General features: G+C 72.9%; 18 protein-coding genes. 11 read left to right on the top strand and 7 right to left on the bottom strand.

Going from position 1 to position 21,041, the window contains the following annotated elements; translation table 11 throughout:
* Positions 1-60: 60 nt before the first annotated feature.
* From ACWV17_RS22400 to ACWV17_RS22390, 3 genes are all read right to left on the bottom strand, one after another.
* Positions 61-498, bottom strand: coding sequence for a roadblock/LC7 domain-containing protein (locus tag ACWV17_RS22400; protein ID WP_455353179.1), 438 nt, complete (start codon positions 496-498; stop codon positions 61-63).
* A complete protein-coding gene (locus tag ACWV17_RS22395) occupies positions 495-3,200 on the bottom strand; it encodes a nitrate- and nitrite sensing domain-containing protein (RefSeq protein ID WP_455361157.1) in 2,706 nt (901 codons plus the stop codon). Before ACWV17_RS22395 ends, ACWV17_RS22400 begins: the two co-directional genes overlap by 4 nt.
* A gap of 77 nt (positions 3,201-3,277) precedes the next feature.
* Positions 3,278-4,054, bottom strand: coding sequence for an MHYT domain-containing protein (locus ACWV17_RS22390; protein WP_455353181.1), 777 nt, complete (start codon positions 4,052-4,054; stop codon positions 3,278-3,280).
* A gap of 150 nt (positions 4,055-4,204) precedes the next feature.
* Between ACWV17_RS22390 and ACWV17_RS22385 the strand changes: the two genes are divergently transcribed.
* From ACWV17_RS22385 to ACWV17_RS22370, 4 genes are all read left to right on the top strand, one after another.
* Entirely contained in the window at positions 4,205-4,804 is a 600-nt protein-coding gene (locus ACWV17_RS22385; protein ID WP_455361156.1) for a class I SAM-dependent methyltransferase, read from the top strand.
* A gap of 60 nt (positions 4,805-4,864) precedes the next feature.
* Complete coding sequence (locus ACWV17_RS22380; RefSeq protein ID WP_455361155.1) at positions 4,865-5,023, top strand: hypothetical protein; 159 nt, start codon at positions 4,865-4,867, stop codon at positions 5,021-5,023.
* A 718-nt stretch (positions 5,024-5,741) separates the two neighbouring features.
* Positions 5,742-7,793, top strand: coding sequence for a recombinase family protein (locus tag ACWV17_RS22375; RefSeq protein WP_455361154.1), 2,052 nt, complete (start codon positions 5,742-5,744; stop codon positions 7,791-7,793).
* Positions 7,794-7,914: 121 nt separating this feature from the next.
* Positions 7,915-8,151, top strand: coding sequence for a hypothetical protein (locus ACWV17_RS22370; RefSeq protein WP_455361180.1), 237 nt, complete (start codon positions 7,915-7,917; stop codon positions 8,149-8,151).
* Here the strand turns inward: ACWV17_RS22370 and ACWV17_RS22365 are convergent.
* Entirely contained in the window at positions 8,075-8,494 is a 420-nt protein-coding gene (locus ACWV17_RS22365) for a deoxyxylulose-5-phosphate synthase (RefSeq protein WP_455361153.1), read from the bottom strand. The genes ACWV17_RS22370 and ACWV17_RS22365 overlap by 77 nt on opposite strands.
* A 120-nt stretch (positions 8,495-8,614) precedes the next feature.
* Here ACWV17_RS22365 and ACWV17_RS22360 point away from each other — a divergent pair, with 120 nt between their 5' ends.
* Positions 8,615-9,484, top strand: coding sequence for a hypothetical protein (locus ACWV17_RS22360; protein WP_455361152.1), 870 nt, complete (start codon positions 8,615-8,617; stop codon positions 9,482-9,484).
* A 514-nt stretch (positions 9,485-9,998) separates the two neighbouring features.
* Here ACWV17_RS22360 and ACWV17_RS22355 read toward each other — a convergent pair.
* Both ACWV17_RS22355 and ACWV17_RS22350 read right to left on the bottom strand, forming a co-directional pair.
* Positions 9,999-10,544 carry an MOSC domain-containing protein gene (locus ACWV17_RS22355; protein ID WP_455361151.1) on the bottom strand — a complete coding sequence of 182 codons (546 nt, stop codon included), beginning with the start codon at positions 10,542-10,544 and terminating at the stop codon, positions 9,999-10,001.
* Between the two features lie 149 nt (positions 10,545-10,693).
* The gene (locus tag ACWV17_RS22350; RefSeq protein WP_254371611.1) at positions 10,694-10,876 is read right to left on the bottom strand and encodes a hypothetical protein; all 183 of its coding nucleotides are present in this window, start codon (positions 10,874-10,876) and stop codon (positions 10,694-10,696) included.
* Between the two features lie 216 nt (positions 10,877-11,092).
* Here ACWV17_RS22350 and ACWV17_RS22345 point away from each other — a divergent pair, with 216 nt between their 5' ends.
* From ACWV17_RS22345 to ACWV17_RS22335, 3 genes are all read left to right on the top strand, one after another.
* A complete protein-coding gene (locus ACWV17_RS22345) occupies positions 11,093-14,101 on the top strand; it encodes a DEAD/DEAH box helicase (protein WP_455361150.1) in 3,009 nt (1,002 codons plus the stop codon).
* On the top strand, positions 14,098-15,396 hold the full coding sequence (locus ACWV17_RS22340; protein ID WP_455361149.1) for an SWIM zinc finger family protein: 1,299 nt from the start codon (positions 14,098-14,100) through the stop codon (positions 15,394-15,396). Before ACWV17_RS22345 ends, ACWV17_RS22340 begins: the two co-directional genes overlap by 4 nt.
* 350 nt (positions 15,397-15,746) lie before the next feature.
* Positions 15,747-16,115: a VOC family protein gene (locus tag ACWV17_RS22335; protein ID WP_455361148.1), complete on the top strand. Its 369-nt coding sequence runs from the start codon at positions 15,747-15,749 to the stop codon at positions 16,113-16,115.
* A 6-nt stretch (positions 16,116-16,121) separates the two neighbouring features.
* Here the strand turns inward: ACWV17_RS22335 and xylA are convergent, their stop codons facing one another.
* Positions 16,122-17,294: a xylose isomerase gene (gene xylA / locus ACWV17_RS22330; protein WP_455361147.1), complete on the bottom strand. Its 1,173-nt coding sequence runs from the start codon at positions 17,292-17,294 to the stop codon at positions 16,122-16,124.
* 90 nt (positions 17,295-17,384) lie between these two features.
* Here xylA and xylB point away from each other — a divergent pair, with 90 nt between their 5' ends.
* Genes xylB through ACWV17_RS22315 form a run of 3 tightly spaced genes read left to right on the top strand, consistent with a single transcriptional unit; the run spans position 17,385 to position 20,714 of the window.
* Positions 17,385-18,869 carry a xylulokinase gene (gene xylB, locus ACWV17_RS22325; RefSeq protein ID WP_455361146.1) on the top strand — a complete coding sequence of 495 codons (1,485 nt, stop codon included), beginning with the start codon at positions 17,385-17,387 and terminating at the stop codon, positions 18,867-18,869.
* Positions 18,866-20,047 (top strand): ROK family protein, encoded by a 1,182-nt coding sequence (locus ACWV17_RS22320; protein ID WP_455353192.1) that lies wholly within the window; start codon positions 18,866-18,868, stop codon positions 20,045-20,047. Before xylB ends, ACWV17_RS22320 begins: the two co-directional genes overlap by 4 nt.
* 55 nt (positions 20,048-20,102) lie before the next feature.
* Positions 20,103-20,714, top strand: a complete 612-nt coding sequence (locus ACWV17_RS22315; protein ID WP_455353193.1) for an N-acetylmuramoyl-L-alanine amidase — start codon at positions 20,103-20,105, stop codon at positions 20,712-20,714.
* Positions 20,715-21,041: the final 327 nt, after the last annotated feature.

The raw sequence follows: 21,041 nt of genomic DNA, 5'->3' as shown, positions 1-21,041 counted from the left end.
CCGGCTGCCGCGGGCCGCCGTCGTCCCTCTCCTCGGTCGAGGACACCCCGGTCATTGAGGTCAACCGGCCGCGGGCGGCCGCGCGGTGAAGCGCGGCGGGGTGTACAGATGCTCGCCGACCCGCTTGACCAGCCGGGCCATCTCGTAGGCGATGAGGCCGATGTCCGCGGTCACCGCGCTCAGTACGGCGAGGCAGGAGCCGTCGCCCGCCGCGGCGACGAACAGGAAGCCGTCGTCCATCTCGACCATCGTCTGGCGCACGCTCCCGGCGTGGAAGTGCCGGCCCGCGCCCTTGGCCAGGCTGTGGAAACCGGAGGCCACGGCTGCCAGGTGCTCCGCGTCCTCGCGGATCAGCCCGGTCGACGCGCCCACGGCCAGGCCGTCGTTGGACAGCACCACCGCGTGCCGGACCTCTCCGACGCGTACCACCAGGTCGTCCAGCAGCCAGTCGAGTTCCCCGGAGCGCTGAACGGTATCGATCCTCTGATGCTCGATCATGTCGGTTCTCCTTCGCTGCCACGCGCCCAGCCGTTGCGGTAGGCCGCCATACGGTCTCTGGCTTGTTCCGGGGTACGCCGCCCCGCGTCCTCGCCGTCCGGGTCCGGCCCGGCGGACTGCGCGTCGGGGGCGGGAGCCTCGCGCAACTGCGGGACGAGGCTGGCCTGCCGGACTCGGCGCGGCAGTTCGGTCGCCGCACCGCGGTCGTCGGGCGGGGGCGCCCCGCGCAGCCTCAGTGGGGTGACACCCGCAGGCGTCACGGTGGGCACGGGGCCCGGGGCCGGTTCCCGCTGGTCCGCGGCGCGCGGCTTCGGCGACTGCGCCCCGGGGACGCCTGCCAGGGCGGGCCGGGACGCCGGAGCCGGCACGGCCGTGCTCCCGTTCCGCGCCGCCCGCGGGCCGGGAATCGCCGCGGAGCCGGACCCGTTCCCGTTTCCAGAACCGGTACCAGAACCAGAACCGGGCCCGAACTCCGACCCCTTCCCGGAAGCGGAGCCGGTCTCGTGCCGCTCGGGCCGGTCCACACGCTCCGCGGACTCCCGCAGGGCCTGCTCGCCGGAGCCGAGGCCCGCGCCGGAACCCGCGCCCGCACCGCCCGCTCCCGCGCCCGCGGTGAGTGCGCTCTGCAACAGCGCGGTGGGCAGCAGGACGACCGCGGTGGTGCCGCCGTACGGCGACGTCCGCAGGTGGACCCTGATGTCGTGCCGGGCGGAGAGCCGGCTGACCACGAACAGGCCGAGCCGGTCGCTGTCGAACAGGTCGAGCGCTTCGGACTGCTCGATACGCCGGTTGGCGTCGGCCAGCGTCTCCTTGCCCATGCCGAGCCCGCGGTCCTCAATCTCCAGCGCGTAGCCGTTGCCGACGGGTTCGCCGCTCACGCGCACCTTGGTGTGCGGCGGGGAGAACTGCGCCGCGTTCTCGACGAGTTCGGCCAGCAGGTGCGTGAGGTCGGCGACCGCGGCTCCGGCGACCGCGGCCTCCGGCAACTGCCGCACCTCCACGCGGGCGTAGTCCTCGATCTCCGAGACCGCGGCGCGGACGACGTTGGTCAGCGGTACGGGCATCCGCCACGCCCGCCCGGGAGCGGCGCCCGACAGGATGATCAGACTCTCCGCGTGCCGGCGCATCCGGGTGGTGAGGTGGTCGAGCCGGAACAGGTCGCCGAGCTCGCCGGGGTCGTCGGCCCGTCGCTCCATGGCGTCGAGCAGGTTGAGCTGGCGGTGTACCAGAACCTGACTCCGACGGGCGAGGTTGACGAAGACTCCGGACACCCCGCTGGCGAGTTCGGCGCGTTCCACGGCGGCGCTGAGCGCGGCCCGGTGGACGGTCGTGAGCGCCTCGCCGACCTGGGTGATCTCGTCCTCCGCCGGTGGTCCGGGTGGGGCTTCGGCCCGTACGTCGATCTCTTCACCCGCACGCAGCCGGTGGATGGCATGCGGCATCTTCCGGCGGGCGATCTCCAGCGCGCTGTTGCGCAGCGTCACCAGTTCGACGACGAGTCCGCGGCCGATCCGCACCGAGATGACCAGCGACGCGGCGACAGCGCCCAGTCCCAGCAGCACGGCGGCGCCCGCCGGGGTGAGGACACCGCGGGTCAGCGGATCGGAGCGGTCGGCCGCCGTCCGGTACGCCGCGGTCTCGATCTCCCGCAGTGCCGCGCCGACCGCGGTGTACGACTCGTCCCACGCCGCCGCCGGCACCGCCTGGGCCGCCTGCCGCCCGGGCGCCGCGGCGAGCACCTTGTCCTCCGCGGCGCGCAGTCTCCCGTACGCGCTTGCGGTGGACAGCTCGCGCCAGGCGGTGCGCTGGGGATCCGGGAGGTCGGCGGCGGCGGATTCGGTGAGGGCCCGCCGGGTCTCGACGGCCCCGGTGAACCAGCGCAGCCGCTCGCCGCTGAGACTGCGGTTCAACTGGGCGGCGGACAGCAGCGCGTCCTCGCGGGCGAGCATCTCGCCGGCCCGGCCGAACTCCAGCAGCACGCGCGCGTCCGAGCCGAGTTCGGCGTCCTGGATGCCGGAGAGCGCGCCGCCGACGGCGAAGGCCGAGCCGATCGCCGCCGTGTACTCGGCATAGGACGCATCCCAGCCCGCGCGCCGGTCCGTCACGTTCTTCCGTACGCCGGACAGTCCCTCGGCACCGGCCACGAACCGCTCGAGCCGGTCCGCGACACCGGCCGGCAGGGCGCCGGCGTCGGCGACCGTGTGCCGCTCACCGAGCCGCAGTTTCGCGAGGGCGCGGTCCGTCTGCCCGGCCTGCTGTTCGAACTCGGCGGCCCGTCCCGCGTCGGGTACGGCCAGGTACCGTACAGCCGCCCTGCGTTCGGCCTGGAGTTCGGCGACAGCGAGCGCGACGGGCGTACGGACCTCGTCGTCGACGCGCTGGAGCTGCTGCAGCCGGGCCACGTCCTGCGCGGTGCTGACGGTCGCGAACGCCCAGAGGGCGAGCAGCGAGACCACTGGCACCATCAGCAGCGAGACGATCTTGGCTCTTACGGTGCGCGGGCGCAGCCGCCAGCCCAGGGGCGCGGCCGGCGGGGCGCCGGCGGCGCCGCCCGGCCGCGCGCTCAGCTGCTCCTCCGCCGTGTCCTCGTCGGCGGGCGGGCCGGCGTGCGCCCGTCGTCCGCGCGCCGCCGGGGTGACGCGCGCCGGCGCGTGCGCGGGCGGCGCGGCCTTGGCGCCCGGTGTCCTGCGGGGTGTTCGCATGGCCTCCTCGTTCCGGATGACAGGGGCGGATGGTGCCGTGACCAGGCCGTATCCACGGCCGGGGCCAGTCGGCGGGCTCAGTGTGCGGTGGCGTTCTCGCCGAGCCGCTGCGCCGACGCGGAGGCCTCGCGTTCGCCCGCCGTCGGGGAGAGCGCGACAAAGGCGGACGTCAGGAAGAGGTACGACCCGAGGCCGACGGCGAGGGGGAAGACGAACTGCATCGCCGTGGCCCCGGGCAGCTCCCCGTCCGAGGGGCTGACCTGCACACTCACCGCGATCATCCCGGTGTAGTGCATGCTGCTGACCGCCGCGCCCATGACGAGCGAGGCGACGGCCACCGCCAGGGGCGACTTGATGTTGAGCGCCGCCCAGAGCGCGGCGGTGGCGGCGACCACCGCGATGGCGACGGACAGTGCGACGCGCAACGGGTCGTAGGCGATGTCTCCGTGCAGCCGCAGGGCCGCCATGCCGAGGTAGTGCATGCTCGCCACGCCGAGCCCGGTGGTGAGGCCGCCGATCACCAGCGCCCTGGTCCGGTCCCGGCCGTAGCCGACGGCGAAGACACCGCCGCCGACGACGACCATGGCGACGAGGAGACTGAGGATCGTCAGCGGCACGTTGTAGTGGATCTCGGTGCCGGTGACGCTGAAGCCGAGCATGGCGACGAAGTGCATCGTCCAGATCCCGGTGCCGATCGCGGAGGCCGCGGTGATCAGCCAGTTGCGGCGCGACCGGCCGGTCGCGCCGAGCGCGCGTACGGTGCAGCGCAGCCCGAGGGCGGCGCCGATGCAGGCCATCGCGTACGACAGCACGGGTGTCAGCCAGCCGAAGGCTGCGTGGTCCAGGTGTCCCATGGCCCAGGGACGCTAGTCCGGGTGAGGGCGCGAACAGGGGGCGCATTTCGAAAGCTGATGGAATATGACAGAGATACGTTCTCGAACGATCACGCCGAGTTCGAACGTGCGCACCGAACGTAAGGTACGGCCGTGGGAGATCATGGGCTTATGAGCGACGACCACACTCACGTCCAGGCGTTCTTCGGAGCGCGCGCGGCCGGCTGGGACACCCGCTTCCCCGACGACGGTCCCGCCTACGCGGCGGCCGTGGCCGAACTGGGGCTGCGCCCCGGGGACTCGGTACTCGACGCGGGATGCGGGACCGGCCGCGCGCTGCCCGCCCTGCGCGAGGCCGTCGGCCCGCTGGGCACGGTGATCGGCGCGGACCTCACGCCCGCGATGCTGGAGGCTGCCGTACAGGCCGGACGGGACCGCGGCGCGCGGCTGCTGCTCACGGACGTCGCCCGGCTGCCCCTGCGGGCCCGGTCACTCGACGCCGTCTTCGCCGCGGGCCTGATCGCCCACCTGCCCGAACCCGCCGCGAATCTGCGCGAGTTGGCCAGGGTAGTACGTCCGGGCGGCGTGCTGGCGCTCTTCCATCCCATCGGGCGGGCGGCGCTGGCCGCGCGCCAGGGCCGCCACGTAACCCCCGACGACCTGCGGGCCGAGCCCAACCTCCGCCCGCTACTGGCCGCTTCGGGCTGGCGGATGACCTCGTACGCCGACGAGGACGACCGCTTCCTCGCACTGGCGGCACGTGAGTCCTGACGCCGGTGTACGTTTCAGGACTGGCGGTGCGGGCATCCCCGCACGCCGGGAACCGGGAACGTGCCCACTGCTGCGTTGCAGATCGCCACCGAGCTGCCCACGGCGGTCCTCGCCCGGGCCCTCGGCATCGACATCACCGTCGGCGTCAAATGGCAGCGAGCCGCTGCCGGGGACTGGGGCGCCTACGCAGCCGACGTCGCCAGCCGGAAGTATCCGTGAGCCAGGTCCTATGCACTTGGTTACCCGAGGCCGCCGTTGCTTTGGAGAAGCTGGGCGTTGTAGTTCGGATTCGTCAGTGGTACTAGCCCCTCCAGCCGCCAGAAAATGTCGGCGCTCCTGGCAACTGAAGCGCTACGGTCCGCCAGTGATCGATGAAGACGGGTACTTCGGAGAGCTCATAGCAGAAAAGTACGACCAGTCCTCAAGCGCCATGTTCCGTCCCGGCGTCGTCGAGTCGACCGTGGACGTCCTCGCAGAATGATCTGCCACTACATCGACGTGGCCGACGGCCACGGCGAGCACCGGTCGGTCCCCTTCCGATATGTGTGGCCGGCCGAACTCGACCTGATGGCCCAAATCGCCGGACTGCGGCTGCGCGAACGCTGGGAGGGCGGACAAAGCAGCCCTTCACCGACGACAGCGCGCGACCAGGCGGACCGTCTCCTGAGCACAAAAAACCAAAAGCCTCTGGCAGAAGCCGGAGGCTCTCTGCAGGGGAGGACTGCATGACCAGAGACAAGGGACGTCTGGACCTTCGCGAGGACATCCGCGAAGCGCTGAAGCCTCCGTCCTGGAGGAGCGCAAGACGCCTACCGCCGCCTGGCGAAGTTGACGCTCTCCCACGCCTTGACAGTGCTACGGCATAGGCTGCCCGCCACATGGGTGACCCCGGAGCGCGGGCACGCTGCCGGGGTCTGGCCAGTCGGGAAGGACTGACATGACAAAGACTCTCATGGCATCCCTGGACGTCCTCGGGTGCGTCCAGCAGCCACGGCTTCGGGCCGTGACCTACCTCCGGGTCTCCACGGAGGAGCAGAAGAACGGCTACGGCATTGCAAGCCAGGACAGGAAGACAAAGGCCTGGATCGAACGCAAGGGCCACGAGCACGTCGAGACCTTCAAGGACGAGGGCGCGTCCGGCTCCCTGGAAATGGGGTCGCGGCCCGAGTTCGACCGGCTGATGGCCCTGGCCATCACCGAACCCCGCGCCTTCGACCTCGTGGCGGTACCAGCCAGCGACCGCATCGGCCGTACGGACCGTGCCTTCTGGCGCTGGGTGTGGGCTCTTGAGGACATCGGCGTCTATGTCGCCTTGGTCAACAAAGACATCGACAACACCACCGATGCCGGCCGTGACGCCATGCGCGAGGAGGCGAACTACGCCTTCGAGGAGTACACGCGCATCCGCACGCGGACGCAGGAAGGTATCCAGGAAAAGGCCGAGGAAGGCAAGCACGCAGGAGGCGTCGCACCATACGGCTGGCGCATCGCCGAGAAGGGCAAGAAAGGCGAGTCCCATCTCGTCCTCGACGTCTGCAACGGGGCCAGTCAGTGCAAGGCAGTCCATGAAGCGACCGTCATGCGGCGCGCATGGACGCTGCTCGTCATCGATGGCAAGAACTGCCGCCAGGCCGCCAGGATCATGAACGCCGAGGGTCTGCGGACTCGCTCAGGCAAGCTCTGGACCGCGCAGAACCTGCGCAGGAAGCTGAAGTCCAGAGCGGTCCAGGAAGCAGAGGTGATTTTCCGCAACCCCGAGACCGCAGGCAAGAGCAATGGCACCAAGGTCAAGCCGGACGGCACTCCGCAGTACGGCCCGACCGTCGTCAACGAGCTGCCGCCTCTGTTCGATGACGTAGAAGTCGCCCACCTGAATAAGGCGCTGGCCCGCAATGCACGTACGCGCACGCCTGCCGCGGACCTTCCTGCCCATCCACTCTCCAAGCGAGTGTTCGGCAAGTGCGGCGCCTACTACACGGGTCTGAACCGTACGGACCGCTCCGGGCGCATTTACCGCTGCTCGGGAAAGGTGGAGGCGTACCCAGGCGCAGCCGTCTGCTCGTGCTCTCAGGTGGACGCTGACGCGGTGGAAGAGCGCGTCTGGACGGAAGTCTGCCGCCTCATGGAGGACCCGGCGCGCCTTACGTCCATGTCCCAGGACTGGCTGGAGATGACGATTGGGCAGGTGGTCAACCATGCCGATCGGATCACCGAGCTTGACCGGCAAATCGAAGCGCAGGATGGGGCCATTGCCTCACTGATGGTGATGGCCGCCGAGCAGGGCAGCGCCCCCGAGGCGATCACGCGCGCGACCAATACCCTGAAGGGAGAACGAGACCAGCTCGTCCGGCTTCGTAAGGAAGCTGCGGCATGGCAGGCCGAGACCGAAGTCGCCCAGCAGAGGGCGCAAGACTTGCAGGCATTGGCCGACACGGCCCGCACCCGCCTCCATGACATGACGCCGGCTGAGCAGGCGGAAGTGCTGGACCTCCTGGACGTCAAAGTCACCTTGCAGGGCGAGGTGCCAAAGAAGGTTCGCGCGGACGACAGCCTCACCGCCTGGTTCCGCAGCCGGAATCGGGGCGTCCCAGTCCTCACTGACGCCTCATGGGCGGCGGTGGAGCCCACCATCGTGGCCACGGTCAAGCGTGACCGTACGGCGCAGCTGTCACACCGTCAGGCGCTGGAGGCGATGCTGGAGAAGGCCCGTTCCGGGAGTGCCTGGAACGCCCTGGGGAAGTTCGGCAACCCCTCCAGCCTGATCGTGCGGTACCAACGCTGGGTGAAGTCCGGACTTTGGGACCAGCTTATGGATTTACTCGCGGACGGAGAGTCCACTCCCCTGCCTCCGGCCCCCTACCCACTGCCTCCACTGCTGGTGGAGGGCCGGGTCGACCCCCGACTCCTGGTGGGAGTTGGTCAGGCACCTGCCGATACCGCTTCACCGCTCGGTGCCCCTTCTGTTGACGGAGGTCCAACTCTACGTTGAGGGGGCACACTTGAAAGATCAGCTGATCGCACTATCGAGGGGGCAGGTGATCGGGGTGATCCAGAAGATCCGGCGGTTCCTCGTACGGGACAGGGGCACCGGCGCCGCGAAGCGGTCGGGAGTGGCGCGGGCCGCCGCGCCACGGCACAACCTGTTCGAGGCCGCGGCGACCTATGTGTCGGCATGCGCGGAGGACGACCAGGAGCGCATCGACGAGGCCGCGACCTGGGTATCGCCCGAGGCGCTGTCCTTCGGCGTGAGCGAGCTGGCCTGCCGGGCCGTCATCGCCCTGGCCCGGGAGCGCGACGAATCCCCGCAGGCCGTGGCGCGTACCCTCCTCGGCCTGCCCGCTGCCTGACGTCGGTGTCCGTGAGGCCGGAGCGGCTGAGCGCCTCGGACGGGCTGATACCGGTCCGCGCCGCGTACGCGAGACGTTCGCGGACCTCGCGCGGGGTGCGCGGCCGGTAGCCGGGTCCGCCGCAGCAGCCCTGGCGGAACCGCAGGCCGGCACCGAGCACGGCGGAGAGTGCCGACCAGGCGGCGCTGTCCCGGCGCTTGGGGGCGGCGAAGGCGGAGCCCGCGTTGATCAGCAGCCCGCCGCACTGCGGGCAGAGGTTCTGGCGGACCCGCGCGTAGTCCGGTTCCTTCTTGAAGGAGGCGCGGCACGGCAGGCAGACGAAGTGGGACTTGGCGGCGGGCATGGACGGATGGTAGGCGGGGCGGCGAGGGCGGGCCGAACGATTTTCGTCGGGTGGAGGCTCTCGACGCCCGGGTTACCGACTGGTTAGGGTGCGCCGACGACAAGCGATAGGGAGGATGCCGTGGCCGGGACGGACCACATCGGCGACAGCGGCGACGCCGGCGCCGATGACTCGCTGTATGTGCTGACCGCTGTGCTGCTGACCCCGGCGCAGTTCCCGAGCGTGCTCGGTGACGACTTCCCCGAGGCGTGCGCGGCGCTCGGCCTCGAGGCGTACGAAGGCGGCTACGGCCTGGTGCTCGGCCAGGACAGCGACGGTGCGCGGTGGACAGTGGTGATCGACGACGTGTCGCTCGTCGCGGTGGCCATCGCGTCCTGGGACTGCGGCATGGAGTACGACCTGTCGCCGGACGAGCGGTCCGTCGTCGTCTCACTGGCCGGCTGGCCGCTCGCGGTTGCGGTGGCGGCGCCCGGGCTGCCGGCCCCGCATGATCCGGAGCCCGGGGCGGACGGCACGGGCCGGCCGCCGCTGGCGCCCCCGGACGCCGGGGAGTGGGGCCCCGCGCAGCGGCGGCTCGGGGCCGACGAGATCGCGCTCCAGTGGGCCGCGTGGCGGGAGCAGTTCGACGACGATGCGGGCACGGGCGGGGCGGACGCCGATGCGAACGCCGACGCCGACGCCGATGCCGTCCCGGGGGATGACGCGCCCGCCGGTCAACCGGGTCATCCGGGTGTGCGCCGGGCGCTGGAAGAGGCGCATGGTTACGCGGACTCGCCGCCGCCGCTGGGCCGCGTCCGTTCGGCCTTCGCCTCGGGTGGCGCCCGTACGCTGCGCGCCGACGGGCCCGGCTGGTCCATGGTCGCCAGAACGGACGACATCGCGTTCATCCTGCTGGACGACGAGCCCGGCGAGGTCCTGCCGGTGGGCCGGGGCCCGGCCCTGCCGGGCCTGCTGGAGGCCCTGGACAAGGTGGCGGTCCGCCCGGCCTGACCCCCGTCCCGGGCAACCCGGCCCGCCCGGCCCCGTTCGCCCCCGGCAGGGAGGCCCCGCTCAACCCGGCCCAACCAGGCCCGGTCTGACCCGCCTGCCCCGAAGTGGCCACGCACGGTCCCCCGTCCCGAGCAACCCGGCCCAACCCGCCCCACCAGCCGGCCCGCCCGAAGTGACCTCGCCCGGTCCGCCCAACCCGGCCCAACCCTGCCGGTCTGACCCGCCTGTCCCGAAGTGGCCACGCCCGATCCCCTGTCCCGAGCAACCCGGCCCAACCCGCCCCACCAGCCGGCCCGCCCGAAGTGACCTCGCCCGGTCCGCCCGCCCGTCCCCCGTCCCTCAGTGGCCCAGACCGGTCCGCGCGGCCTGGCCGCCCGCCTGACTCCCTCGGCCTGGCAGCCCGTCCGCCCCACGCGAGCCGTCCTGCCCGGACGTCTGGTCGGGACGGCATCGTGCGAGCCGTCGGCCCCGAGGCTGCCGCGTGGCTGCGGACTCCTGGGACCGTGACCACGGCTCAGACCCGCTTGAGCGGCCGGTGCGGCCCTTCCGGGAGTTCCGCCGTGATCCGGTCACCGGGGTGCACGACCCCGCCCGTCCGGACCACACTCATGATCCCGGCCTTGCGCACGATGTGGCCCGCCGAGTCCCGGCCGACGACCTGTTTGAGCAGGCCGTCCTGGAAGGCGTCGATCTGCAGGCAGGGATTGCGCAGTCCGGTCACCTCCACGACGGCCTCGTCGCCGAGGCGCAGCAGAGTCCCGGTGGGCAGGCCGAGGAGGTCGATGCCGGCGGTGGTGACATTCTCCCCGAGCTGTCCGGGGGCGACCTTGAAGCCCTCGTCCTCCACTTCCGCGAAGAGTTCCTGGTGGATGAGGTGGACTTGGCGCAGGTTCGGCTGGGTGGGGTCCTGCGCCATCCGGGAGCGGTGCTTGACCGTCACGCCCGCGTGCACGTCCCCCTCGACGCCGAGCCCGGCCAGCAGCGTGATGCTGTCCCGGTTCGGCTTGGCGAACGCGTACGTGCCATTGCTGCTGACCGCCGTGATCGTGCCGCTGTGCATCGTGCGGAAACTCCCCCTTTTCCCCGTGCCGATCGGCTCTCCGTGCCGCTCGGATTCACCGTGCCGATCGGCTCTCCGCGCCGCTCGGATTCACCGTGCCGACCGGCTTCCCGTGCCGGCCCGCTTTGCCGTACCGGTCGACTCCGGTCTCAGCGGCCTATCTCCTTGCGCGTGACCCTGCGCAGCCTGCGCCGCTGCGAGGAGTCCAGCAGCAGATACGCGGCCACGGGCACACCGATCATCACCAGCAGGGCCGGCCAGAAACCGATCACCCAGATCAGGGCGACCCCTACCACCACTCCGCCGGTGGCGACCTTCGCGCTCTTCGACATCTCGGATGCCTCCTTCACGGCTGGCGCCGCTTCCTGCCCGGTCAACGCCCGGACGGGGCCGACGGTTCCCGCGATCGCGACGACTCGCCGGCCGGCCCCGGACCGCGGGCACACGTGACCTGCGTCACCTCAGTATTACTCCCACCGTCCATGCGGGTGAGGTACTCTCGGCGGCTCCTGGCTTCACTAGTCAAATTTGAGGAATGCGCTTTCGCTGTGCACACGCTTCCCGCGGCAACGCCCTCCCAGGTCTCCGAACTCGCCCGCTGCTCCGTCGTCTTCCTGCCCGCCGACCCCGCCCGCACCGGCACGATCGCCTTCTGGCACGGTGACGGGAGCGAGCCGCCGGCCGTCCCTGGTCCGGTGACGGAGCTGACCGTGGTCGCAGCCGACGTGCGGCCGAGGGCCGTGCGGGCGCTGCTGCTGCCCGTGCGCGACGCGCTGCCCGTCCTCACCCGGGCCCGGGTGACGGCGGGGGCCGACCCCGCCGCCGTCTTCTGGGGCGCAGCCGCCGTGCTCGCCCTCCAGTTCGCCGCACGGGGGCTGCTGCTGCCCGGGCTCAGCGCCACCGACCACGACGCCTGGCGTGCGGGACCGCTGTCCGCCGAGGACCTGGAGCGGGTACGGGAGCTTGCAGCCGCGATGCCGCCGACCGCACACTCCGTCCCGCTCCCAGCCCCGGCCCTGGCTGCCCAGGCCCTCCGGCTGCCCGCCCCCGAGGAGCTGCTGCGGGCCTTCCTCGACGCCGTGGCCGACGGGCTGCCGCGTTCACCGGCAGCCGCCCTGGCCGCAGGCGGCCCCGCCTTCGCCGCCCCCGCGCCCCAGCACGTACCGGAGCACCGCGCCTGGGCGGCGGACATCGCCGCCGGCCAGGACGCGGGCGTACGGATCTCCCTGCGCGTGGAGGTGCTGGGCCTTGCGGAGGCCGTCGACGCCGCGGCGGAAACCGGCGACCCGGCAGCGGCCGGCGAGGGCAAGGCAGGCAGGGCGGGCAACGCGGGCCGGGCTGGCAACGCAGGCAGGGGACCGTCCTTCCGCGCCGTGCCGCAGCTGCACAGCGTCAGCGATCCGGCCCTCGTGGCGGACGCCGCCGAGGTGTGGGCCGGCGCCGCCACCCGCTTCGGACCGCGGGCCAGGATGGACGCACTGCTGGCCCTGCGGCGCGCCGCCCGCGCCTGGGCGCCGCTCGCCCCGCTGCTCTCCGACGCCGTACCGGACTCCGTCGACCTGGCCGACGAGGACGTCACCGAGCTGCTGGGGCCGGCGGCGCGTGCGCTCTCGGCGGCCGGCGTGCAGGTGCACTGGCCCAAGGAGCTCGCCCGTAAGCTCACCGCCCGCGCCGTCATCGGCCCACCGGACGGCGACCCCGGCCACCCCGGCGAGGCAGCAGACGAAGCAGCCGCAGCAGCCGAGACCACGGGGCAGCCGGCCGGCCATGCCGGTTCCGGCCTGCCCTCGCTGCTCTCCGCCGACGCCCTGCTCGCCTTCAACTGGTGGTTCGCGCTGGGCGACCAGCAGCTCACCCGGGCCGAACTGGACCGCCTCGCCGAGTCCCACCGGCCCGTGGTGCGGCTGCGTGACCAGTGGGTGCTGATCGACCCCGAGGAAGCGCGCAGGGCCCGCGAGCGCCAGGACCACAAGATCACGCCGGTCGACGCGCTCGGCGCCGCGCTGAGCGGTTCGGCCGAGGTCGACGGGCAGCGGGTCGAGGTACGGACGACCGGCTGGCTGGAGCGGCTGCGCGAACGTCTCGCGGACCCCGAGGCGGCCGAGGCGGCCGACGCGCAGCCGGTCGCGCAGCCCGCCGCGCTCGCCGCGACCCTGCGCGACTACCAGCTGCGCGGGCTCAACTGGCTGGTCCGGATGACCTCGCTCGGTCTCGGCGGCTGCCTCGCCGACGACATGGGCCTCGGCAAGACCATCACCCTCATCTCGCTCCATCTGCACCGCCAGCACGACGAATTGGCCGCCGGGCCCACGCTCGTCGTATGCCCGACCTCCCTCATGGGCAACTGGCAGCGCGAGATCGAGAGGTTCGCGCCCGGAACCCCGGTACGCCGCTTCCACGGCTCCGCCCGCAGCCTGAAGGCCCTGGCCGAAGGCGAGTTCGTCCTCACCACGTACGGCACCATGCGGCTGGACGCGGAGCGGCTCGCGGCAGTCACCTGGGGCATGGTCGTCGCCGACGAGGCACAGCACGTCAAGAACCCCCGCTCCGGCACGGCCAAGCAGCTGCGCACGATCGGCGCGAAGGCCCGCGTGGCGCTGACCGGCACTCCCGTGGAGAACAACCTCACCGAGCTGTGGGCCATCCTCGACTGGACCACCCCCGGGCTGCTGGGCCGGCTCGGCACGTTCCGTACCCGCTACGCCCAGGCGGTCGAGGGCGGCAACGACCCGCACGCCGCCGAGCGGCTCGCCGCGCTGGTACGTCCGTTCCTGCTGCGCCGCCGCAAGTCCGATCCCGGCATCGCACCGGAGCTCCCGCCGAAGACCGAGACCGACCACGCGGTCTCGCTCACCACGGAGCAGACCGCGCTCTACGAGGCGGTGGTGCGCGAGACCCTCGCGGAGATCTCCGGCGCCGAGGGCTTCGCGCGGCGCGGGCTGGTGATGAAGCTGCTCACCGCGCTCAAGCAGATCTGCAACCACCCGGCCCAGTATCTCAAGGAGGAGCAGCCACGCATCGCCGGCCGCTCCGGCAAGCTCGAGCTGCTGGACGAACTCCTCGACACCATCCTGGCGGAGGACGCGAGCGTCCTGGTCTTCACTCAGTACGTGCAGATGGCGCGGCTCGTGGAGCGGCATCTTGCGGCCCGCGGTGTGCCGACGCAGTTCCTGCACGGCGGTACGCCCGTGCCGCGGCGCGAGGAGATGGTCCGCCGCTTCCAGGAGGGTGAAGTGCCGGTGTTCCTGCTGTCGTTGAAGGCCGCCGGCACCGGGCTCAACCTCACCCGCGCCGGGCATGTCGTGCACTACGACCGCTGGTGGAACCCGGCCGTCGAGGCGCAGGCCACCGACCGCGCGTACCGCATCGGCCAGACCCAGCCGGTGCAGGTGCACCGGCTGATCGCGGAGGGCACCGTCGAGGACCGGATCGCCGACATGCTCACCCGCAAGCGGGAGCTGGCGGACGCCGTACTCGGCGCGGGCGAGGCGGCGCTGACCGAACTGACCGACGCCGAGCTGGCGGATCTGGTGGAGCTGCGAGGGGGCACGCGATGAGCGGCGGACACGGGAGCGGGCCGTACGGCGAACGCCCGGAGAGCGAGCGCACCTTCGCCGCGCTGCCGCCCGCGCGGGGCCGCGGCTTCGCGCAGAGCTGGTGGGGCCAGGCCTGGCTGAAGGCTCTGGAGGACACGGCGCTGGACGGTGAGCAGCTGAAGAAGGGCCGCAGGTACGCGCGCGAGGGCGCCGTCGGCGCGGTGTCGGTGCAGCCGGGGCGGATCACTGCGGTCGTACGGGACCGGGACCGCACCCCGCACCGCAGTGACGTCCTGCTGCAGCGGCTGACCGAGGAGGAGTGGGACCGGTTCCTCGACATGGCGGTCGAGCGGGCCGGTCATATCGCGGCGCTGCTCGATCGCGAGATGCCGCCGCACCTGGTGGAGGACGCGTCGGCGGCCGGCGTCGAACTGCTGCCGGGCATCGGCGATCTGGAGCCGGAGTGCGACTGCGAGGCGTGGGACCTGTGCCCGCACACCGCGGCCCTCTGCTACCAGGTGGCCCGGCTGCTGGACGAGGACCCGTTCGTACTGCTGCTGATGCGCGGCCGGGGTGAGCGCGAGCTGCTCGACGAGCTCCAGGTACGGAGTGTGGCGCGGGCGGCGCACCAGCAGCCGCCGGGGGCGCGTGAGGACGAGCGGGCGGCGCGGGGTGTGTCCGCGGCGGAGGCCTTCGCCGCGGCGCGCGACCTGCCGCCACTGCCCGCTCTCCCCCTCCTCCCCGACGAGCCGGGTACCCCGCCGCCGCTCGACGGCGAGTCAGATCCGGCGCCCGGTGTCGACGTGGCGGCCCTGGAGTTCCTGGCCTCGGCGGCGGCCGGGACCGCGCACCGGCTGCTCGCCGAGGCCGTGACTCCGGGCCACGAACAGCACCCCGTGCAGGCCGCACTGACACCCGGCCAGGACGCGGCACGGCTGGCCGCCGCCGGACCGCCGGCTCACCTCGCGGCCCGGCTTGCGGCCGGCACGGGACGCGAACGGGCCGGACTCGCCCGGGCCGCACGCGCCTGGGAGTACGGCGGCAGCGCCGCGCTCGCCGTACTGGAGGAGGAGTGGTCCCCCGGCCCGGAAGCACTGGCCCGCGCCCGCGCGGCACTCGACGCGGCCTGGGACGACGAGGAACGGCCCCGGCTGCGCGCCACCCGCAACCGCTGGACCGTGGTGGGCACCGAGACTCAGCTGCGCCACGGCCCGGACGGACGCTGGTGGCCGTACCGCAAGGAGCGCGGCCACTGGACCCCGGCAGGCCCCCCGGACCCCGACCCGGCGGCGGCCCTCGCGGTACTGACCGGGTAGCCGGCCTGCCGGAGCAGCGTACGGCGGAGGCGGCTAGGGGGTGTCCGGTCGATCAGGCCGGATCAGCGAGCGGCGTCTGGTGCACTGCACTCGCTTCGCTCGCTCCGTCTCGGCTCTTTGATTCATCCTCCGGATGCCGAGCGCAGCTGCAAGGCGGCCGGATTCGGCAATAGCGGAGCTATGGGCGGATTCGGCCAACGCGGCAGATGTGCGTGCCAGACGACGGGAGCCCGGCATGATCGACCGGACACCCCCTGGGCGGGTGGGCCGTTCGGGTGCGGGGGTGGGTGGGGGGACGTACGGTGGCTTTGTGGGTGCGATGGTCTGGGTACGGATGGCGGGAGCCCCCGATGGCCGGTGAGATCTCCTTCTTCGAACTGGGCGTGGCGGACGCCGACCGGGCCCGCACCTTCTACGGCGGCCTGTTCGACTGGACCTTCGAGCCGGGCACTCCCGACGGCGGCGGGTTCGCGATCCGGACTCCGCAGGTCCCCGGCGGGCTGCACGGAGGAGACGCCGGGGCGAGCCCGTACGTGTTCTTCAAGGTCGACGACATCGAGGCAGCCCTCACACGGGTTCTCGAACTCGGCGGTACCGTCGAGGCGTTCGACGCCGGCGCCGATGCCGAGTCGATCGCGCAGTTCGGGCACTTCAAGCTGTGCCGCGACAACCAGGGGTCCCCCTTCGGCCTGCACCAGCCGCCGCCCGCTCAGCGGTAGCCGCCATCAGCCGCGGGCCGCCAGCAGGTGATCCATGGCGAGCTGGTCGAGGTGTTCGAAGGCCATCCCGCGCGCGGCGGCCGCGTCGATGTCGAAGTCCTCGAACGCGCCGCGGTCGGCGAGCAGTCCGGCCGCCGTCTCGCCCTCGTCCAGCGTGGGCCGCGCGAGTTCGTCCAGCCGGGAGGCCCGCAGCGCCGCCTGGACCTCCGGGTCGGCCCGGAAAGCCGCGGCGCGCTCCTTGAGGATCAGGTAGTTGCGCATGCAGCCGGCCGCCGAGGCCCACACCCCGTCGACGTCCTCCGTGCGCGGCGGCTTGAAGTCGAAGTGCCGCGGGCCCGCGTAGCCGGCCGTCTCCAGCAGGTCGACGAGCCAGAACGCGGACCGCAGATCACCGGCGCCGAAGCGCAGGTCCTGGTCGTACTTGATGCCGTTCTGGCCGTTGAGGTCGATGTGGAACAGCTTGCCGGCCCACAGCGCCTGCGCGATCCCGTGCGGGAAGTTCAGGCCCGCCATCTGCTCGTGGCCGGTCTCCGGATTGACACCGAACAGCTCGGGCCGCTCCAGCCGCTCGATGAAGGCCAGGGCGTGGCCGACGGTGGGCAGCAGGATGTCGCCGCGCGGCTCGTTCGGCTTGGGCTCGATGGCGAAGCGCAGCTCGTAACCCTGCCCGGTGACGTATTCACCCAGCAGATCGAAGGCCTCCTTCAGCCGGTCCAGGGCCGCCCGTACGTCCTTGGCGGCGCCGGACTCCGCGCCCTCCCTGCCGCCCCACGCCACGTACACCCGCGCGCCCAGTTCGGCCGCGAGATCGATGTTGCGCATCGTCTTGCGCAGGGCGTACCGCCGCACGTCGCGGTCGTTCGCGGTGAAGGCGCCGTCCTTGAAGACCGGGTGGGTGAAGAGGTTCGTGGTGGCCATCGGCACCACCAGACCGGTCGCGTCCAGCGCCTGCCGGAAGCGCTTGACGTGCGCCTCGCGCTCGGCCTCGGTGGCGCCGAACGGGATCAGGTCGTCGTCGTGGAACGTCACGCCGTACGCGCCCAGACCGGCGAGGTGCCGTACGGCGTCGACGGGATCGAGGGCGGGACGGCTGGCCTCGCCGAACGGGTCACGGCCCTGCCATCCCACGGTCCACAGACCGAAGCTGAACCGGTCCTCGGGGGTCGGTGAAAAGCTCATGGGTGCTCCCTCGGCTATTTCGTCATGGCACTTAACAAATTAGTATCCGGGAGCATCGAAGGGGAAGAGCCCGCAGGGACGGAGAGGCTGATGTCAGTACCCGAGGGGCCCGAGGGGCCGCTGGTCGTCGGCGTGGACAGCTCCACCCAGTCCACCAAGGCGCTGGTCGTCGACGCCGCGACCGGCGCGATCATGGCGAGCGGGCAGGCACCGCACACGGTCTCCGGCGGGGCCGGGCGGGAAAGCGATCCCGAGCAGTGGTGGGATGCGCTGTGCGCGGCGCTCCGCGCCTGCGGCCCCCTGGCGGGACAGGCGGCCGCGATCTCCGTCGCAGGCCAGCAGCACGGGCTGGTCACCCTGGACCGGGCGGGCCGGCCGGTCCGCCCGGCGCTGCTGTGGAACGACGTACGCTCCGCCCCCCAGAGCGAGCGGCTGATCGAGCGGCTGGGCGGGCCGGGGGCCTGGGCGGAGCGGATCGGCAGTGTGCCCGGCCCGGCCTTCACCGTGGCCAAGTGGGCGTGGCTGGCCGAGCACGAACCGGCGGCGGCACGCGCGACGGCCGCCGTCCGGCTGCCACACGACTATCTCACCGAACGGCTCACCGGACGCGGCACCACCGACCGGGGCGACGCCTCCGGCACGGGCTGGTGGGCGGCGCCCACCGAGGCGTACGACGAGGAGGTGCTCGCGCTGGCGGGCCTCTCCCCCGCGCTGCTGCCCGAGGTGGTACGGCCGCGCGAGGTGGCCGGCACGCTGCGGGACACCACGGACCTGTCGTTCTCCAAGGGCATCCTGGTCGCCGCCGGCACCGGCGACAACGCGGCCGCCGCGCTCGGACTGGGTCTGCGCCCGGGCGGCCCCCCGGTGCTGAGCCTGGGCACGTCCGGCACGGTGTTCGCCGTCACCGAGCGCCAACCCGCCGATCCGACGGGCACCGTGGCCGGCTTCGCCGACGCGCGCGGCGACTGGCTTCCGCTGGCCTGCACCCTCAACTGCACGCTCGCGGTCGACCGGATCGCCGCCCTGCTCGGCCGCGACCGGGAGGCGGTGGAGGCGGGCGGCGGCGTGGTCGTGCTGCCGTTCCTCGACGGCGAGCGGACACCGCACGCGCCGCACGCGTCGGGCCTGCTGTACGGGCTGCGCCACGACACCTCACCGGGACAGGTGCTCCAGGCCGCGTACGACGGGGCGGTGTACGCCCTGCTCGCGGCCCTCGACCGGGTGGCGGACGGCGGAACCGCGGACGGCGCAACACTCGACGGCGGCTCCGGACCCGGCGCGCCGCTGCTGCTCATCGGGGGTGGGGCCCGCGGGACCGCCTGGCGGGACACCGTACGCAGGCTCTCCGGGCGGGCCGTACAGGTGCCCGAGGCCCGGGAGTTGGTGGCGCTCGGGGCGGCGGCACAGGCCGCCGGGCTGGTGACCGAGGAGGATCCGGCAGCGGTGGCGCGGCGCTGGGGCACGGCCCACGGCCCGGTCCACCCGCCGCTGCCCGTGGACTCCGAGGCGCTGGACCGGCTGGGTTCCGTACTCGCCGACAGCGACGCGCTGTTCAGACGACAGGCGGACCGATGACCACCCCGCTCCCCCACACGCAGCAGGACATACGCCGGCGGAACCTCTCCCTCGTGATGCACACGGTCGCCGCCCAGGGCCCGCTGTCCCGGGCCACCGTCGCCGGCCGGGTCGGACTGACCCGCGCCGCCGTGTCCTCCCTGGTGGACGAGCTGGTCCGGGGCGGACTCCTGGTCGAGCTGGGCCCCGAGCAGCGGTCCGGTACGGCCGGCCGGCCGGGCAGCGCCCTCGCCCTCGGCGAGCGGGGCCCGGTCGGCATCGGCGCCGAGATCGGCGTGGACCATATCTCGGTGTGCGCGGTGGACCTGCGCGGAGCGGTGCGGGCCCGGGCGTCGGCCGAGTGCGGCAACCGGGGGCGCCCGCCCGGGCCGGTCCTCAAGGAACTGGCCGAGCTGGTACGGCAGGTGACGCAGACGGCCGGCGGCTCGGGGCTGCGTCCGGCCGGGCTCGCCGTCGCCGTGCCGGGACTGGTGGCCCGGGGCACCTGGACCGTCGTCCGCGCACCCAACCTGGGCTGGACGGACGTCGACCTCGGCGCCGCTCTGCCGTACGGCGGTCCGCTCACCGTCGACAACGAGGCGAACCTCGGCGCGCTCGCCGAGCTGTGGCTCGGCGGCGAGCCGGCGCCCCAGGACTTCGTCCATGTCTCCGCCGAGATCGGCATCGGCGCGGCCGTGGTGGTCGAGGGCCGGCTGCTGCGCGGCACGCACGGGTACGCCGGGGAGCTCGGGCATGTGCCGGTCCGTCCCGAGGGGCCGCGCTGTGCCTGCGGCGGGCGCGGCTGCCTGGAGCAGTACGCCGGTGAGGAGGCCGTACTGCGCGCGGCGGGGATCACCGCCGACGGCCGGCGCCCGGTCACCGTACTCGCCGAGCACGCGGACCGGGGCGATCAGGCTGTCCGGCGGGCCCTGCGCGGCGCCGGCGCCGCCCTCGGGATCGCGGTCGCGGGGGCGGTGAACCTGCTCGACCCGCAGGCCGTGGTCCTCGGCGGGGCGCTGTCGCGGCTCGCGCCCTGGCTGCTGCCGTCCCTGCAACGGGAGTTGACGCGACGCACCGCGGAACCTGCCGGCCCTTCCCTGATCGTCTCGCGGCTGGGTTCCGAGGGACCGCTGCTGGGCGCCGCGCACTCCGTCGTACGGGCGGTCCTGGACGACCCGGCGGCGTACGCGGACCGGTGACACGCCCCGGGGGGCGCTTCCGGAGTCCGGGCCGCGTCACGTACGGTAACCACTCATGGAGCACCGGGCGGAGCACCGCAGCCAACACCCCAGCCGAAGACGCCTGTTGCGGGGAGCCGCGCTCACCGCCGCGGCCGGTGTCCTGCTGCCCGGCGCGCAGGGCGCCGCCTCCGCGGCCACCACCGACCATCCGCTCGCGCGCTGGTCGCCGGCCTCACCGGCCAACTTCACGGCGTCGTCGCGCCCTTCGGCGTATCCCGTGCGGCGGATCGTCGTGCACGTCACGCAGACGTCGTTCACCGGCACCCTCGGAATCTTCCAGAACCCGGCCAAGCAGGTGTCAGCGCACTATGTCGTCCGCTCCTCGGACGGGTACATCGCGCAGTGCGTGCGGGAGCGGGACATCGCCTGGCACGCGGGGAGCTGGGACTACAACACCGACAGCATCGGCATCGAGCACGAGGGCTGGGTCGACCGGCCGCGGTACTTCACCCAGGCGATGTACGAGCGCTCCGCGGCCCTCACCGCCGCTGTCTGCGCCAGGTACGGCATCCCCAGGGACCGTGCGCACATCATCGGCCACCACGAGGTTCCCGGCGCCACGCACACCGATCCGGGGCCGTTGTGGGACTGGGCCCGCTACATGCGGCTGGTCAACTCCTCCTGAGGCCGGGTCGTGCTGGAGCCGGAGTCCTTGCCGGACCGGTCCGGCGCGGGACGAGGCGCTGCCGGTGGCTGGCCACTGGCCGCAGGACGCGGCTGAGCCGCCGGTACAGCGAGATCCTCGTCCTGCTCGCCCGCCACCCGGACGGCCGTCGCAGTCGACACGGACTCCGTCGCGACCGCTTCGGCGCTGAGCTCCTACCGGGGTCCGGATCCGGTGCTGCTCGACGACTGGGCGTACAGCCGTGGAGTGAGGACGACCTGCCGGCACGGCGCGTGATCCCCGGTGCGACGCACGTACCCGACCCGCCCGTGGGACCGCGGCGGGGCG

It is taken from the genome of Streptomyces mabaensis (genome assembly GCF_053763515.1).
Note: the sequence above shows the minus strand (reverse complement) of the source record. Positions and strands in the feature narration are given on the sequence as shown.